Here is a 14,552-nt window from a genome sequence, read left to right as displayed (position 1 = left end):
CAGGGCGGGATACTGGGCTCATGCGGTTGACGGACTTCTGGCAGCGGATGGCGGATCATTTCGGCGCGGCGTACGCCGACTCCTTCGCGCGCGACTACGTGATGTCCCAGCTGGGCGGCCGGACCGTCCACGAGGCGCTCGACGCGGGCTGGAGCGCCAAGGAGGTGTGGCGCGTGGTCTGCGCCGTCATGGACGTGCCGTACGAGAAGCGCTGACCGCACCGCACCACCCGGATCCCGCTCCGCGCCGACCCGGCGTGACGCGGGTCAGGGCCCGCGTTGTCCGACCCGTACGCGAGACTTGAGCCGTGTCCGCGACTCCGAAGCCCACCGGCCCCGACGACCGACGACCGAACGAACCGCGCGCCGCTGCGCGGATGCCGCGCTGGCTGCCGCGCGCGATGGTGCTGGCACTCGCCCTGCTGGCCTGTTTCCAGCTGGCGAGCTGGGCGTTCCATCAGCTCATCTCGCTGCTGCTGAACATCCTCATCGCGTTCTTCCTGGCGCTGGCCGTCGAGCCGGCGGTCGACTGGATGGCGGCGCGCGGCGTGCGGCGCGGGGCGGCCACCGGGCTGGTCTTCCTCGCCGTCCTGGTCGCCGGGGTGGGCTTCATGACCCTGCTCGGCTCCATGCTGGCGGGACAGATCGCCACCATGGTCGGCGAGTTCCCGCAGTACCTCGACTCGGTGATCAGCTGGACGAACGAGACCTTCCACACCCACCTCTCGCGCGTGGAGGTGCAGAACAACCTCCTGAGATCCGACTGGCTGCAGAAGTACGTCCAGGACAGCGCCAACAACGTCCTCGCCGTCTCCGCGACCGTCCTGGGCTCGCTGTTCAACCTCCTCACCGTGGCGCTGTTCTCCTTCTACTTCGCGGCCGACGGCCCCCGGCTGCGCCGCGCGCTGTGCTCCGTACTGCCGCCCACCCGGCAGGCCGAGGTGCTGCGCGCCTGGGAGCTCGCGGTCGCCAAGACCGGCGGCTACCTGTACTCCCGCGGCCTGATGGCCCTGATCTCCGGCATCGCGCACTACGTCCTGCTGGAGATCCTCGGCGTGCCGTACGCGCCCGCGCTGGCCATGTGGGTCGGCCTGGTCTCGCAGTTCATCCCGACGATCGGCACGTACCTCGCGGGCGCCCTGCCGATGCTGATCGCCTTCACGGTGAACCCCTGGTACGCGGTCTGGGTGCTCGGCTTCGTGGTCGTCTACCAGCAGCTGGAGAACTACCTCCTGCAGCCGCGGATCACCGCGCGGACCGTGGACATCCACCCGGCGGTCGCCTTCGGGTCGGTCGTCGCCGGCACGGCACTGCTGGGCGCGGTCGGCGCGCTGATCGCCATCCCCGCGACGGCGACGCTGCAGGGCTTCCTCGGCGCGTACGTCAAGCGGTACGAGGTCACCGACGACCCGCGGGTGCTGGGCCGCGGCCACCGCAGACGGGGCGCCTCCCTCCTGGCCAAGGTGCGGCACGTCCTCCGCGCGGAGCCGACGGAGGCGCCGCTGGACGAACGCCGGCGGTCCGGGGACGAGGACCGGCCGGGAGAGCGGGGCCGGGGAGCGGACGGGGAGCCCGGCACCGACCGGCGCCGGGAGGACGACGGGCCCGCCGACGACTGAGCGGTTCCGAGGCCCGGACCGGGGCTCGGGCGCGGCGTGGTGCGCTTGACACCAAAATCGAACATCCATTCTTATGAGGGCTACGGCCCCTATTTTCTGGGGGTTCCCTGGAAGTTATCCACAGGTCGAGGCCGGGTCCGGGCGCATTGTCAGTGGCAGGCGTTAGCGTCATGGACGTGAAGCGATCGACTCAAGCGAACCGGGTGGAACCCATGGCAGGCACTGACCGCGAGAAGGCGCTGGACGCCGCGCTCGCACAGATTGAACGGCAATTCGGCAAGGGCGCAGTGATGCGCATGGGGGACCGGCCGAACGAGCCCATCGAGGTCATCCCGACGGGGTCGACCGCGCTCGACGTGGCCCTCGGCGTCGGTGGCATCCCGCGCGGCCGTGTGGTCGAGGTCTACGGCCCGGAGTCCTCCGGTAAGACGACCCTGACCCTGCACGCCGTGGCGAACGCGCAGAAGGCCGGCGGCCAGGTGGCCTTCGTGGACGCCGAGCACGCCCTCGACCCCGAGTACGCCAAGAAGCTCGGCGTCGACACCGACGCCCTGATCCTCTCCCAGCCGGACAACGGCGAGCAGGCCCTGGAGATCGTCGACATGCTGGTGCGCTCCGGCGCGCTGGACCTCATCGTGATCGACTCCGTCGCCGCCCTGGTGCCGCGGGCCGAGATCGAGGGCGAGATGGGCGATTCCCACGTCGGCCTCCAGGCCCGGCTGATGAGCCAGGCGCTGCGGAAGATCACCAGCGCGCTCAACCAGTCGAAGACCACCGCGATCTTCATCAACCAGCTCCGCGAGAAGATCGGCGTGATGTTCGGCTCGCCGGAGACCACGACCGGTGGCCGCGCCCTGAAGTTCTACGCCTCGGTGCGCATCGACATCCGCCGTATCGAGACCCTCAAGGACGGCACGGACGCGGTCGGCAACCGGACCCGCTGCAAGGTCGTGAAGAACAAGGTCGCCCCGCCCTTCAAGCAGGCGGAGTTCGACATCCTCTACGGCCAGGGCATCAGCCGCGAGGGCGGCCTGATCGACATGGGCGTGGAGCACGGCTTCATCCGCAAGTCCGGCGCCTGGTACACGTACGAGGGCGACCAGCTCGGCCAGGGCAAGGAGAACGCCCGCAACTTCCTCAAGGACAACCCCGACCTGGCCAACGAGGTCGAGAAGAAGATCAAGGAGAAGCTGGGCATCGGTGTGAAGCCCGAGGACCTGCCGGCGGAGCCCGGCGCGGACGCGGCCGGCACCCCGGCCGAGCCCGCCAAGGCCGTCCCGGCCCCCGCGGCCAAGGGCGCCAAGGCAGCCAAGGCCGCAGCGGCCAAGAGCTAGTCCCCCGCCGTGACCCGCCGAACGCACTGGCCCGACAGCGGCGAGCACGACGCCGCGCCCGTCGCCGATGGCGGCATCCCGGACAGCGGTGGCCCGGCCTCGTCGAGGGCCGGGGACGGGCCGCCGCGCACACCCGAGGAGCAGGCGCGGGCGATATGCCTGCGCCTGCTCACCGGAAACCCACGCACGAAGAAGCAGCTCGCGGACGCGCTGCAGAAGCGGGGCATCCCCGACGAGGCGGCCGAGGAGGTGCTCTCCCGGTTCGAGGAGGCCGGGCTGATCAACGACGCGGCCTTCGCCGATGCATGGGTGGAGTCCCGGCACCACAGCCGCGGCCTGGCCCGCCGCGCGCTCGCCCGGGAGCTGCGCACGAAGGGCGTGGAGTCGTCGCTGATCGACGAGGCCGTAGGGCAGCTCGATCCGGAGCAGGAGGAGCAGACCGCCCGAGAACTGGTCGACCGCAAGCTGCGGTCCACGCGGGGGCTGGACCGCGACAAGCGCCTGCGCCGCCTCGCGGGCATGCTCGCCCGCAAGGGCTACCCGGAGGGCCTGTCCCTCCGTGTCGTCCGCCAAGCCCTGGAAGCAGAGGGCACCGACGACCCGGGCCTGCTCGACGACTACGTACCGGGGGACTGAGCCCGGGGACTGAGCCCGGGGACTGAGACGGACGACGCCGGGCTGTCCGCGCTCTTCGTGCTCTCCGTGCTCGGCGTGGGGGCGGGGCGGGCCTGCATGCGCCGGGTTTTGGAGGAGGAGGGGTGGGGTGGGGGCGGGGGGGGAGGCCCCCCGAGGCTGTGCGTCAGGTGCGCCGACCGGCGGGGCTAGGCGTCAGACGCGCCGACCCCGGGGCTATGCCCCAGGCGCGCCGACCCCCGGGCTATGCGTCAGGCGGACTGACCGGCAGCCCCGCCGCCCGCCATCCCTGGAAGCCCCCCGCCAGGTCCGTCGCGCGGTGCAGTCCGAGCCGGCGGAGGGAGACGGCGGCGAGGCTGGAGGCGTAGCCCTCGTTGCAGATCACGACGGTGCGGAGGTCGTGGCTCGTGGCCTCGGGGGCGCGGTGGTCGCCGGTCGGGTCGAGCCGCCATTCCAGTTCGTTGCGTTCCACGATCAGCGCGCCCGGGATCCTGCCGTCCCGCTCGCGCAGCGCCGCGTAACGGATGTCCACCAGCAGCCCGCCGGCCCGCTGGATGGCCGCGGCCTCGTGCGGCTCCACCCGGTCCAGTTCCGCACGGGCCTGCGCCAGCAGGTCGTCGATCGCGCTCATGCCCACTCCTCCGGACGCTCGATCTCCTCGAGCCGCAGTACGGCGCCGCTGCGGCTGTAGCGCCGCATCAGGGGGAGCGGCGGGTAGTAGGCGTGTACGGACACGGCGTGGGCGGACGGCGAGGCGTTGAACACCTCGTGCACGTGGTGGGGGCCGAACGCCCGGCCGCGGCCGTCGCTCAGCCGTCGCTCGCGGTCCACGTCCGCCGCGAGTTCGAGCGTCTTCCAGCCCTCGGTGGGGAGTTGGACGGCGAGGGACTGTTCGGTCAGTTCGCCTGCCGCGGCGGCGAAGGCGCCGCGCGAACCGCCGTGGTCGTGCCAGCCGGTGCCCGTTCCGGGCGGCCAGCCGATGAGCCATGCCTCGCTGCCGCCCGGCCCGTCCAGCCGGATCCAGGTACGGCCCTCGGGGTCGAGCGGGAGTGAGGCGATGAGGTCCGCGTCTGCGGCCGTCCGGCGGACGAAGTCGAGCAGTTCGGAGGCGGTGGGGCCCGGGCCGTCGGCGGGGGGCGGTGGGGCGGGGACGCGTACGGCGGTCGCGGTGGCGGGTGCGTCGGTCATAGGGGAACCGTCCTGAGTGATCACAAGGGAACGCGCGGCGTACGGCGTGGGCGTCGGCCCGAGGAGCACGACGAGCGCGACGAGCGCGAGAAGCCCGTCGGCTCAGTGGCCCGGGCGCGTACACGCAGGTCCCGGCGCAGCCACCACACGCAGGCCCGAGCACAGCCGCGCACGTACGGAGGGCAACGCCGGGCGCGCATGCCCAGAGGCACGCACGCCGCGCAAAGAGGAAGGGGGATCGGTGACCGGGTCCGGATCAGGAGCCGGTCAGCGGGACGGGCGACACACGCAGCCCGCGTAGCGGACCAGGTCCAGATGGACCCTCCGCCAGAAGTGCGAGTCGGTGTCTGTCACGCTCCGGAGTGAAGCACGCGGTTCGGGCGACGGTCAACCGCGAGACGGACGCAATTGATCACCATGGCCAATGATTCAGCCGATCCGTGACGATCACCGTTCACCGGGCCGGAATCCAGGTCCCGGCCCCGCCCCGACCCCGGCCCCAGCCCCGGCCCCAGCCCCGGCCCCAGCCCCGGTCCCGCCCACGGTCCCGGCCCCAGCCCCGGTCCCACCCACGTCCCGGCCCTGGACTCGGCCCCGAACTAGGTACCCGTACCAGCCCCGGACCCGACCCCCGACTCGGACGCCGGACTCTCCCCCTCACCCCCGCACAACGCCCGCACACACGCCTGGAGTTCGGCCGGGCGGACGCCGGCGAGGGCCGTGACGAGGTGGCCGTCGGGGCGGACGAGGAGGACGTTGTGGGCGGCGGCGCCCGGGTAGTACTCCGCGACCAGGATCTCCGCGGTCAGCGGCAGCGCCGCCACCGCGTCGGCCAGCTGCGGCATCAGGCCCGCCGACATCCAGTGCCGGCGGTCCCACACCCCCGTGCCCGGCGCGACCAGGACGACCAGCAGGCCGTGCCCCAGCCGGTCCCGCAGCCGTACGGCCGAGCCGTCGGGCGCCGTCACTGCGACGTCCGCGACCGGCCCGCCCGGCTCGGTACCCACCCGGACCGCGCCGGCCAGCGGCGTGGCGGGCGCCAGCGGCGACCGGTCGTACACCGGAGGCGCGCCCAGCGGCCCGCGCCCCAGGTGCCCGTCCGTCAGCAGCGACGTCCGCCCGCGCCCGGCCGCCGTGACCACACCCCGCAGCCGCCCCCGGGCGCCGCCGTCACGCAGCAACGGCAATGCCTGGTCCGCGGCGCGCAGGCGGGCGGCGACGGCGGTCCTGCGCTCCGCCTGATAGCTGTCCAGCAGCGTGTCGGAGGCGCCGTGGTGCCAGGCCAGCGCCAGCTTCCAGGCGAGGTTCTCGACGTCCCGCAGCCCCTCGTCCAGGCCCTGTGTGCCCAGCGCGCCGAGCAGGTGGGCGGCGTCCCCGGCGAGGAACGCCCGCCCGGAGCGCCAGCGCCGCGCGAGCCGGTGGTGGACAGCGTGGACCCCGGTGTCGAGCAGTTCGTAGGGCGGCACGAGCGAGCCGGCCCCTTCGTCCGTCCCGGCTCCGCCTCTGCCGCCCCGGCCCGTGTCCGTACCGGCGGCCCAGCCCGCCAGCGTGTCCCGGATGCGTGCCACCAGCGCGTCCGGGGTGACCAGGTCGCGGCCCGGTGGCAGCAGCCAGTCCAGCCGCCAGACGCCGTCCGGAAGGGGGCGGGCCGTCACCTCTCCGGCGGGCCCGCCGATGGTCCCGGCCCGGCCCGTTCCGGCGGCGCCGCGGCGCGGGGGCGCGCGGTGCAGCAGGGCCTCGCCGGGCCAGGGGAGTTCGGTGCGCAGGGCGGCGACGGCGTGCCGTTCGACGGCGGTACGGCCGGGGAAGCGGATGTCCAGCAGCTTGCGCACGGTCGACCGCGGGCCGTCGCAGCCGATGAGGTAACTCCCGCGCCACCATGTGCCGTTGGAGCCGCGGGTGTGTACGCCGACGCCGTCGGGGTCCTGGGTCAGCTCGATGACGCGGCTGTCGGGGACGACCTGTACGAGTGGTTCGCGGTCGAGGGCGTCGCGGAGGGCGCGCGCGAGGGCGTGTTGGGGCACGTGTATGGGTGACGGGAAGGCGTGCGTGCCGTCGTCGTGCGCCGCGCTGTCCAGCGTGCGCGCCGTGATCGCCTTCCCGCGCGCGGCCGCCGCACCCTGGCCGGGCCCGCCACTGCCGCTCTCCGCGCCGCCCTCGTGGCCCCAGTCGTCGTCGGCCCGGTCGCGCCCGCCGGCCGGCTCGTCCCACTGCGCCGGGACCGCCCCGGTCCCCGCAACCGTGAATTCCACCCGGTCCAGCAGCCGCCGGCGCTGCACCGTGCGCCAGGCCGCCCAGCGGGTGCCCTCGGCGCCCAGCGTCTCGCCGCAGCCGAGCCGGGTGAGGAAGGCGGCGGTGTCGGGCCGCAGTACGGCGGTACGGGCGAGCCGGACCTCCTCGCGGCCGTCGGTCTCGTCCAGTACGACGGATGGGACGCCGAGCCGCGCGAGGGCGACGGCGAGGGAAAGGCCGACCGGGCCGGCCCCGGCCACGATCACCGGGTCCACGAAGCCCCTCCCCGGACCTGGAGCTTCTTACGGGACGTACAGGAACTGGCAGTTGGGGCCCGGTGCGCGATCACACAGCGTATGCAACCTAGTGCGGGCGTGCCGCGTCAAGTGACAGAGGCAGCGGCGCCCGGCGCCGCTGCCTCTGTCACTTGTCGGCCCGTCAGGTCCTCACTGCTGATAGGCAGTAGACGAATCGGGCGTTCTGTGCAGGCCCTATTCCTTCGTCTTCTCCACCGGACCCGGCGTCGTCGCCCCGTCGATGGCGCCCATCGCGTCGCCCGCCGTCAGCGCCTGGCCCGCCTCGGCGACCGCGATGCCGGTCTTGGCGCGGCGGCCGCGCCGCTCGATCCAGGTGGCGAGCGAGGAGAGCGCGAGGCACATGGCGACGTAGATGACGCCGCCGGCCACGATCAGGGGCAGGTAGGTGTCCTGCTCGTTGATGGTGGTGTTCTGTGCCATCAGGCGCAGCGTGTACAGCAGCTCCTCGTAGGTGATGACGAAGCCCAGCGAGGTGTCCTTCAGCGTCACCACGAGCTGGCTGATGATCGTCGGCAGCATGGCCCGGATCGCCTGCGGCATCAGGATCGTGGTCATGACCTGGGTCTTGCGCATGCCGATCGCGTACGCGGCCTCGCGCTGGCCCTTGGGGACGGAGTTGATGCCCGCCCGGAGGACCTCGGCCTGTACCGAGCCGTTGTAGACCGTCAGGCCGATCACCAGCGCCCAGAACTGGGTGCCCTCACCGGTGAAGCCCAGCTCGGACTGGTAGCTGAGGAAGAGCACCCACAGGGCGTAGATGGTGATCAGCAGCGGGATGGCGCGGAAGAGCTCGATGAAGCCGGTGGTCAGCCAGCGGATCGTCTTGTGGTCGGAGAGGCGGCCGACGGCGAGCAGGACGCCGAGGACCAGCGACAGGACCGCGGCCACCGCGAAGACCTGGAGGGTGGTCAGGACACCGTTGAGGATGTTGGTGCGGACGTTCGCGTAGTTGAGGATGTCCCACAGCTCGGGGTTGAGCTGCCCCTTGGCGTCCAGGCGGAGCACGACGAAGACGAGCAGCCCGAGGATGGCGAGCGAGCCGGCGGCGGCGTAGACGCGGTTGCGCACCTTGGCCTTGGGCCCGGGAGCGTCGTAGAGAACACTGGCGGTCATCGGGCCACCTCCAGGCGGCGCTCCAGCAGCCGGAAGATGCCGCTGATGGTGAAGGTGATCACGAGGTAGGCGAGGGCGATCCACAGGAAGATCCACCCGATCGCGAAGCCCTTGTCGCTCAGCAGCTTCGAGACGTTGAACAGCTCGGTGTTGCTGAACGCGCCGGCGATCGCGGAGTTCTTCGTCAGCGCGATGAAGATGCTGCTCAGCGGCGGGATGACGGTACGGGTGGCCTGCGGCAGGACGATCATGCGCAGGGTCTGCATGAAGGTCATGCCGATGCTGCGGGCCGCTTCGGCCTGGCCCAGCGGCACGGTGCCGATGCCCGAGCGCACCGCCTCGCACACGAAGGACGAGGTGTAGAAGCCCAGCGCGAGCGTGGCGAGCACGAAGGGGCTGATGCCGGGGAAGAGGATCAGCGGTACGACGAAGAACGCGACCAGGAACAGCAGCGTCAGCGGCGTGTTGCGCAGCAGGGTCACCCAGGCGGTGCCGAAGGCCCGCAGTGGCGGTACGGGGGAGACGCGGAAGCCGGCCATGAGGATGCCCAGAACGAGCGCGAGCGCCGCGCTGGCCGCGGTGAGCGCGATGGTCCCCAGGAAGCCGTCGCGGAACTCTGGTAGGTGATCGAGGAGTACGTTCATGGGGTCTCCGCGGTTGCGGTCAGAAGGAGGCGGCGGACGGGCGCGCGGGACCGCGCCCCGTACACCCACCGCGGCGGGCGTACGGGGCGGTCGGCGAGGCCGTTGACGTAGGGAGCGCGGGGCGCGTCAGTAACGGGGCAGCGGCGTCTTGGGCTCTTCGTACGAGGAGCCGGACTTGCCCAGCGTGCCTTCGTACGCCTTCTTGTAGTCGCCGTTCTTGATGTGCGCTTCGATGGCCTTGGAGATGGCCTCGCGCAGCGCCTTGTCGTCCTTGTTCATGCCGACGCCGTAGGGCTCCTCGGTGAACGGCTTGCCGACGACCTTCAGCTTGCTCGGGCGCTCGGCGGCGTAGCCCTTGAGGATCGCGTCGTCGGTGGTGACGGCGTCGACCTGGCCGTCCAGCAGCGACTTGACGCAGTCGGAGTACTTGCCGAGCTCGGTGGTCTCGGCGCCGTACTTCGCCTTCTTGATCTCCTGGAGCGGGGTGGAGCCGACGATCGAGCAGACCTTCTTGCCCTTGACCTTGTCCGGTCCGGTGATCGTCTTCTCGTCCTTGCGCACGAGGAGGTCGGCGCCGGCGGTCATGTACGGGCCGGCGAAGCCGACCTGCTTCTTGCGCTCGTCGTTGATCGTGTACGTGCCGACGTAGTAGTCGACCTGGCCCTTGGAGATCGAGGTCTCGCGGACGTTGGAGTCGACCGTCTTGAACTCGATCTGCTTGGCGGAGAAGCCGAGGTCGGCGGCGACCATCTTGGCGATCTCGATGTCGAAACCGGTCCGCTTGCCGTCGGAGTCCTGGAAGCCGAGGAACGGCTGGTCCGCCTTCGCGCCGATGATGATCTTGCCCCGCTGCTGCGCCTTCTTCAGCGTCGGCGAGTCGATCTTCACGTCCTTGGCGACCTTGTAGTCGCCGCTGAAGACCTGCTCGCCCTTGGGCTTGTCACCGGCCGTACCGGACTTGCCGCCGCACGCCGTCGCCGTCGCGGTCAGCGCGAGCACCACCGTGGCCGCAGCGGCCGTCTTACGCATCCTCATGGTGAAGTTCCTTCGGTTCAGCAGGTGTGGGCAGTCATCGGGGCCACTGCGGTCAGTGGTGCAGGATCTTGGAAAGGAAGTCCTTCGCACGGTCGCTGCGCGGGTTGTTGAAGAACTGCGTCGGCTCGGCCTCTTCGACGATCCTGCCGTCCGCCATGAAGACGACGCGGTTCGCCGCCGAGCGTGCGAAACCCATCTCGTGCGTGACGACGACCATGGTCATGCCGTCCCGGGCGAGCTGCTGCATGACCTCCAGCACCTCGTTGATCATCTCCGGGTCCAGCGCCGAGGTGGGCTCGTCGAAGAGCATCACCTTCGGGTCCATCGCCAGCGCCCGGGCGATCGCCACGCGCTGCTGCTGGCCGCCGGAGAGCTGTGCGGGGTACTTGTCCGCCTGGCTGCCCACGCCGACCCGGTCCAGCAGCGCACGGGCCTTCTCCTCGGCCGCCTTCTTGTCCGCCTTGCGGACCTTCAGCTGGCCCAGGGTCACGTTCTCCAGCACCGTCTTGTGTGCGAAGAGGTTGAAGGACTGGAAGACCATGCCGACGTCGGCACGGAGCCGCGCCAGCTCCCGGCCCTCCTGGGGCAGCGGCTTGCCGTCGATGGTGATGCTTCCGGAGTCGACGGTCTCCAGGCGGTTGATCGTGCGGCACAGTGTCGACTTGCCGGACCCGGACGGACCGATCACGACGACGACCTCGCCGCGCTTGATCGTCAGATCGATGTCCTGGAGCACGTGCAGCGCGCCGAAATGCTTGTTGACCCCTGTCAGCACGACCAGATCGTCCACCGCCGGGGCGGGGCCCCCGGGGTCCTTGGTCACCGATACTTCGCTCATCGGCGGGTAGCTCCGTCCTCCTCGGTTGAGAGGACAGTAGTGACGCAGTGCGATCAGCGTCAGTACATCTGAGCGGAAATTGAGCATAACGATCCGGCTGCAAAGCGACACTCTGGGTGAACGGGGCGCACGGTGCGTGGACGCGCCCGGCGGCCGGTTTGCGGAGGGCAATGGTCCGTTGCGTACGGGCCGGTACCGGCTGGGTAACAGATGTCCTCACCGGACCTGCTGCCCCTTGACGGGTCCGCCGTCGATCGCGGTAGATGCCCTGATGGCCTGCGACGCGAGCGAGGAGAGGGGGAGGGCCGATGCGGCTGCTGCTGGTGGAGGACGACAACCATGTCGCCGCGGCGCTCTCCGCCGTGCTCGCCAAACACGGCTTCGAGGTGGTGCACGCCCGCAGCGGTGAGGAGGCGCTGCACGCGCTCGTACCGGACGCGGCGGAGTCCTTCGCGGTGGTACTGCTCGACCTGGGCCTGCCCGACCAGGACGGATTCGAGGTCTGCGGCCGGATACGGAAGCTCACGAGCACCCCGGTGATCATGGTGACCGCGCGCTCCGACGTCCGCTCGCGCATCCACGGCCTGAACCTCGGCGCGGACGACTACGTGGTCAAGCCGTACGACACCGGGGAGCTGCTGGCCCGTATCCACGCGGTGAGCCGGCGCACCGTGCACGGTCCCGGGGAGCAGGCGGCCGAGGACGGGGGCGGCGAGCACCTGCTGCGCATCGGTGCCGTCACCATCGAACTGGCCACCCGCCAGGTCTCGGTCAACGGGGGCGCGGTCCCGCTGACCCGTAAGGAGTTCGACCTCCTCGCCCTTCTTGCGCAGCGCCCCGGAGTGGTCTTCCGCCGGGAGCAGATCATCAGCGAGGTGTGGCGGACGAGCTGGGAAGGTACCGGGCGCACCCTGGAGGTGCACGTCGCCTCGCTCCGTTCCAAGCTGCGGATGCCCGCGCTGATCGAGACGGTGCGCGGCGTCGGTTACCGGCTCGTGGCGCCCACTCCCGCGCCCCCGGCTTCCTGACGGCCGTCCGGCACCGTGCGCACCCGCCTCCTCCCGCTCCTCATCGTGCTGCTGGCCGGTGTGCTGCTCGCGCTCGGCTTCCCGCTGGCCGGCAGCCAGGCGGCGGGCGAGCAACAGCGGGTGGTGGTGGACCGGATCGACGACGCGGCGCGCTTCGCCTCGCTGGCGCAGTTCGTCACCGCCCGGCCCGGCGCCGACGGCCGGGCCCCCGCCGAGGACGAACGGCTCAGCACGCTCCGTACCGAGCTCCAGCGGTACCACGATCTCTACGGCATCCGTGCCGGTGTCTTCTACCGCGATCGTTCCCCCATGGCTGCCGCACCCGCGCGGTGGCGGGTACCGAGCGAGGGGGAGGGACGGCAGGCTTTCGATGAGGCGCTCGCCGGGCGGCGCAGCCACGACCCGCACCAGGCGTGGCCCTGGGACGACCGCCGGCTGCCGGTCGCCTCGCCGGTCATCCGGGACGGCGACGTCGTGGCGGTGGTCTTCACCGACTCGCCCACGCAGCAGCTGCGTTCGCGGATCCTGCACGGCTGGCTGTGGCTGGTGGCGGGGGAGGCGCTGGCCATGCTGGTCGCGGTCGGCGCCGCGTTCCGGCTCACGGGGTGGGTGCTGCTGCCCGTACGGACACTGGACGCGGCCACCCACGACATCGCCACCGGACGGATGAAGTCCCGGGTGGTCGCCGGTTCCGGCCCGCCCGAACTCCGCCGGCTGGCCCGGTCGTTCAACGAGATGGCGGACAACGTCGAGGACGTACTGGAGCAGCAGCGCGCCTTCGTCGCCGACGCCTCCCACCAGCTCCGCAATCCGCTCTCCGCCCTCCTCCTGCGCATCGAACTGCTCGCGCTCGAACTGCCCGAGGGCAACGAGGAGATCGCCTCCGTGCGTACGGAGGGCAAGCGTCTGGCCCGGGTGCTGGACGGGCTGCTGGACCTGGCGCTGGCCGAGCACACACCGGCCGACCTGCAGCTCACCGATGTCGCGGCGCTCGCCGCCGAACGGGCCGACGCCTGGCGGCCGCTCGCCGACGACAAGGGCGTGACGCTGCGCTACGAGGGGCACGGCGCGGTCACGGGCTGGGCGGACCCGGTGGCGCTCTCCAGCGCCCTGGACGCGGTCGTCGACAACGCGCTGAAGTTCACCCCGGCCGGCGAGGAGGTCACGGTCGCCGCGGCCCCCGAGGGCGAGCGGGTCCGGATCACCGTCGCCGACCACGGCCCCGGCCTCACGGAGGAGGAACTGGAACGGATCGGTGACCGCTTCTGGCGCAGCGGCCGCCACCAGAACGTCTCCGGGTCCGGCCTGGGGCTGTCCATCACCCGCGCCATGCTCGCCGCGGGCGGCGCGGACATCTCCTACGCCCCGAACGCGCCACGCGGCCTGTGCGTCACTGTCACGGTCCCGCGCGACCGCCCGCACCAGGATGTGCCGGCGGCCCCCTGAGGGCCCCACGAGGGGCCTTCACGGGCCCCTACGGCTTGGCCGAGACGTAGTACCGCCGTGCCCCCTCGTGCAAGGGCAGGGGATCGGTGAAGACGGCGGTGCGCAGGTCCACCTTCTGCGCGTCGTGCACCTCGCGGCCGATGCGGTCGCGGCTGTCTATCACCGTCCGCGTCACGGCCCTGGTCAGGTCCGGGTCCTCGCGGTCGGTGGTCACCAGCAGGTTCGCCACCGCGATGGTCTTCACGGCCCGGTCGTCCTGCGCTTCCGGATACGCGTCCGCCGGCATCACGGCGGCCCGGTAGTAGCGGCTGCCCCTGCCCTGCTCGTGCAGCGGTTTCACCAGGTCGCCGAGTTGTACCAGCCGGACGGGGAAGCGGTCGGCCAGCCGCTTCACGGCCGTGGTGGGCAGCCCGCCGGACCAGAAGAACGCGTCGAGCTTCCCGCTCTCCAGCAGCCGCGGCATCGTGTCGATGCCGACCCGTTCCGCGCGGATGTCCCGGTCGAAGTCCAGCTTCGCCGCGCGCATCAGCCGGCGGGTGATCAGCTGTACTCCGGAGCCGTCGGCGCCGACCCCGACGCGCAGCCCCTTCAGGTCGCGCGTCGAGCGGACCTTGGACCCCTTGGGGACGACCAGCTGCATGTAGTCGTCGTAGAGCCGGGCGCACGCGCGCAGCCCGGTGGCGCCGCGCCCGCCGGCCACCTGGTACGTGGCGACCGCGTCGGCCGCCGCGATGGTGAACTCGGCGCGCCCCGAGACGAGTCTGCGGATGTTGTCGACGGAGCCCTCGCTGCGGGACAGGGTGACGTCGAGGTCCGGGAGGTCGTGCGCGAGGTCCTGCTTCAGCAGCTCCCCGTAGCGCGCGTACACCCCGGTCGGCACCCCCGTGGCCAGCGTCACCCGGCCGCCCGGCGCCTGCGGCCCGCCCGGCAGCAGGAACCACAGCAGCAGCCCGGCGGCGGCCGCCGCGGCGACCGCCATCTGCAGGGCCCGGCGGCCGCAGGGCAGGGGAAGGCTGTGGACCATGGCCGGAATCCTGCCAGTCGCGGCCCCCGAAAGGGAGGGGCCGACGGCGATCGGCCCTGGTGCGGTGTGCGGCACCCCGGAGCGCCGGATGTATATCCCTGT

Annotated in this window: 15 protein-coding genes; 6 read left to right on the top strand and 9 right to left on the bottom strand. The window is 71.7% G+C overall.

Annotated elements, in window-relative coordinates; genetic code table 11:
- The first annotated feature begins 20 nt into the window (after nucleotides 1-20).
- From ACIGXO_RS07860 to recX, 4 genes are all read left to right on the top strand, one after another.
- Nucleotides 21-215, top strand: coding sequence for a DUF3046 domain-containing protein (locus tag ACIGXO_RS07860; protein ID WP_399781849.1), 195 nt, complete (start codon nucleotides 21-23; stop codon nucleotides 213-215).
- Between the two features lie 92 nt (nucleotides 216-307).
- Nucleotides 308-1,618 (top strand): AI-2E family transporter, encoded by a 1,311-nt coding sequence (locus tag ACIGXO_RS07855; RefSeq protein WP_399781846.1) that lies wholly within the window; start codon nucleotides 308-310, stop codon nucleotides 1,616-1,618.
- A gap of 212 nt (nucleotides 1,619-1,830) precedes the next feature.
- Nucleotides 1,831-2,952 carry a recombinase RecA gene (gene recA / locus ACIGXO_RS07850; protein WP_031057227.1) on the top strand — a complete coding sequence of 374 codons (1,122 nt, stop codon included), beginning with the start codon at nucleotides 1,831-1,833 and terminating at the stop codon, nucleotides 2,950-2,952.
- A gap of 9 nt (nucleotides 2,953-2,961) precedes the next feature.
- Nucleotides 2,962-3,588: a recombination regulator RecX gene (gene recX, locus ACIGXO_RS07845; RefSeq protein ID WP_399781843.1), complete on the top strand. Its 627-nt coding sequence runs from the start codon at nucleotides 2,962-2,964 to the stop codon at nucleotides 3,586-3,588.
- Between the two features lie 241 nt (nucleotides 3,589-3,829).
- Here recX and ACIGXO_RS07840 read toward each other — a convergent pair whose 3' ends face one another.
- The 8 genes from ACIGXO_RS07840 to ACIGXO_RS07805 all read right to left on the bottom strand — a co-directional run bounded on the left by ACIGXO_RS07840 (nucleotide 3,830) and on the right by ACIGXO_RS07805 (nucleotide 10,952).
- The gene (locus ACIGXO_RS07840; protein WP_399781841.1) at nucleotides 3,830-4,216 is read right to left on the bottom strand and encodes a rhodanese-like domain-containing protein; all 387 of its coding nucleotides are present in this window, start codon (nucleotides 4,214-4,216) and stop codon (nucleotides 3,830-3,832) included.
- Entirely contained in the window at nucleotides 4,213-4,773 is a 561-nt protein-coding gene (locus tag ACIGXO_RS07835) for a cysteine dioxygenase (protein WP_399781838.1), read from the bottom strand. Before ACIGXO_RS07835 ends, ACIGXO_RS07840 begins: the two co-directional genes overlap by 4 nt.
- 267 nt (nucleotides 4,774-5,040) lie before the next feature.
- The gene (locus ACIGXO_RS07830) at nucleotides 5,041-5,127 is read right to left on the bottom strand and encodes a putative leader peptide (RefSeq protein ID WP_399781997.1); all 87 of its coding nucleotides are present in this window, start codon (nucleotides 5,125-5,127) and stop codon (nucleotides 5,041-5,043) included.
- Nucleotides 5,128-5,372: 245 nt separating this feature from the next.
- Nucleotides 5,373-7,280, bottom strand: a complete 1,908-nt coding sequence (locus ACIGXO_RS07825) for an FAD-dependent monooxygenase (RefSeq protein ID WP_399781835.1) — start codon at nucleotides 7,278-7,280, stop codon at nucleotides 5,373-5,375.
- 216 nt (nucleotides 7,281-7,496) lie between these two features.
- A complete protein-coding gene (locus tag ACIGXO_RS07820) occupies nucleotides 7,497-8,435 on the bottom strand; it encodes an amino acid ABC transporter permease (RefSeq protein WP_399781832.1) in 939 nt (312 codons plus the stop codon).
- A complete protein-coding gene (locus ACIGXO_RS07815; RefSeq protein WP_399781829.1) occupies nucleotides 8,432-9,079 on the bottom strand; it encodes an amino acid ABC transporter permease in 648 nt (215 codons plus the stop codon). Before ACIGXO_RS07815 ends, ACIGXO_RS07820 begins: the two co-directional genes overlap by 4 nt.
- A gap of 126 nt (nucleotides 9,080-9,205) precedes the next feature.
- Entirely contained in the window at nucleotides 9,206-10,114 is a 909-nt protein-coding gene (locus tag ACIGXO_RS07810; RefSeq protein WP_399781826.1) for a glutamate ABC transporter substrate-binding protein, read from the bottom strand.
- A gap of 52 nt (nucleotides 10,115-10,166) precedes the next feature.
- Entirely contained in the window at nucleotides 10,167-10,952 is a 786-nt protein-coding gene (locus ACIGXO_RS07805) for an amino acid ABC transporter ATP-binding protein (RefSeq protein ID WP_399781823.1), read from the bottom strand.
- A 308-nt stretch (nucleotides 10,953-11,260) separates the two neighbouring features.
- Here ACIGXO_RS07805 and ACIGXO_RS07800 point away from each other — a divergent pair, with 308 nt between their 5' ends.
- On the top strand, nucleotides 11,261-11,980 hold the full coding sequence (locus ACIGXO_RS07800) for a response regulator transcription factor (RefSeq protein WP_399781820.1): 720 nt from the start codon (nucleotides 11,261-11,263) through the stop codon (nucleotides 11,978-11,980).
- A 15-nt stretch (nucleotides 11,981-11,995) separates the two neighbouring features.
- Nucleotides 11,996-13,426, top strand: coding sequence for an ATP-binding protein (locus tag ACIGXO_RS07795; RefSeq protein WP_399781817.1), 1,431 nt, complete (start codon nucleotides 11,996-11,998; stop codon nucleotides 13,424-13,426).
- 28 nt (nucleotides 13,427-13,454) lie between these two features.
- Here the strand turns inward: ACIGXO_RS07795 and ACIGXO_RS07790 are convergent, their stop codons facing one another.
- Nucleotides 13,455-14,450, bottom strand: coding sequence for a TAXI family TRAP transporter solute-binding subunit (locus ACIGXO_RS07790; protein WP_399781814.1), 996 nt, complete (start codon nucleotides 14,448-14,450; stop codon nucleotides 13,455-13,457).
- Nucleotides 14,451-14,552: the final 102 nt, after the last annotated feature.

Origin of the sequence: Streptomyces sp. NPDC053542 (assembly GCF_044544685.1) — a bacterium.
GTDB lineage: Bacteria > Actinomycetota > Actinomycetes > Streptomycetales > Streptomycetaceae > Streptomyces.
The sequence above is the reverse complement of the archived record's forward strand: the minus strand, read 5'-3'. Positions and strand labels throughout refer to the sequence as shown.